This window comes from Duganella sp. CF458, assembly GCF_900113115.1.
Lineage (GTDB): Bacteria > Pseudomonadota > Gammaproteobacteria > Burkholderiales > Burkholderiaceae_D > Rugamonas.
The window spans coordinates 1-1,217 of the sequence record NZ_FOOF01000059.1; the positions used below are offsets into that span (position 1 = coordinate 1).

Annotated in this window: 1 protein-coding gene; it reads left to right on the forward strand. The window is 52.9% G+C overall.

Annotation, left to right across the window (positions count from 1 at the left end; genetic code table 11):
- Window positions 1-202: 202 nt before the first annotated feature.
- On the forward strand, window positions 203-1,207 hold the full coding sequence (locus BM269_RS28930; protein ID WP_090446064.1) for an IS110 family RNA-guided transposase: 1,005 nt from the start codon (window positions 203-205) through the stop codon (window positions 1,205-1,207).
- Window positions 1,208-1,217 lie beyond the last annotated feature (10 nt).

A 1,217-nucleotide genomic window follows, 5' to 3' on the forward strand; every position in this document is an offset into this window, starting at 1 on the left:
GCCAGAGCTCGTATATTGAATCTGCACCTTTAGAAAAAGATATTAGGATTCTGAAGGCGGCGGGGCAAGGTCTCACCGAACAGAGTGGAAGCCATTGAGCTTGTGGGTCAGATAGGTGGCCTTGCCCACTTGTTCATCTGGACGCCGGACGGTATCTTAGGTCGCCCCTTGGGTAAGCCTGCATACGAGAAAGGTGGACGAGATGAATACGCCCGTCGTAGGAATTGATGTCAGCAAACGTAAGTTGGACGTAGCTTTGCTAGTTGACGGCAAAGTTAAGGCCAAGGCCGTTTCGAATTCGCAAGAAGGATTTGTAGAACTTGAAGCCTGGCTGATCAAGCAAAAGGTATCTCTCCCGGAAGTGCATGTTTGTCTTGAATCGACGGGAGTCTACAGCGAGCCTGCCGCCCTTTATTGGTTTGATAAAGGAATGAAGGTCAGCTTGGTCAATCCGAACTGTATCAAGAGTTTCGGCAGCAGCGAAAACATCCGCAACAAGAACGACCAAATCGATGCCGGTTTGATTGCTCGCTATTGCGCGGCGATGAGACCGTCCTCCTGGGAGGCCCCACCGCATGAGCAACGCCAGCTACGGGCGTGGAACAACAGGCTGACTGCACTTCAGGATATGCGCCAGCAGGAACTGAATCGCCTAGAAGCGCACACAATGGCTAAGCAGCATGAAGTAATTGCTCATGTTCACGCCCATATCACTTGGCTCAACACGCAGATTGCGCAAATTGAGCAGGACATTGATGATCACATCGACCGGCACCCAGGGCTTAAACAGGATGCGGAGCTCATTGAAAGCATTCCGGGACTGGGCCGTACGACGGCAGCGAAGGTATTGGGGCACGTAGGTGACGTACGGCGCTTCGAAAATGCGAAGGCGCTTGCAGCATTCATTGGCGTCACGCCCAGGCAGCGCCAATCCGGAACCTCCGTGCACGGCCGGACAATGATGTGCCGAATGGGTAACAAACACTTGCGTGCCGCTTTATTCTTGCCAAGCCTGGTTGCTAAGCGTCACAACCCCATCCTGAAGCAGTTTGGCCAGCGCCTAGAGGCCAACGGCCTCGCAAAAATGGCCGTAGCCGGCGCAATCATGCGTAAGCTAGTACATCTGATTTACGGGGTAGTTAAGTCGGGCAAACCCTTTGACCCAAAATACTTGGAAAAAGGGCTTGCCATTCAAGACGGTATCTGACCCCGACTTT

Bases quoted from the DNA above. Each gene is read 5' to 3' on its own strand.
- BM269_RS28930 (WP_090446064.1), top strand. From the start codon at position 203: ATGAATACGCCCGTCGTAGGAATTGATGTCAGCAAACGTAAGTTGGAC.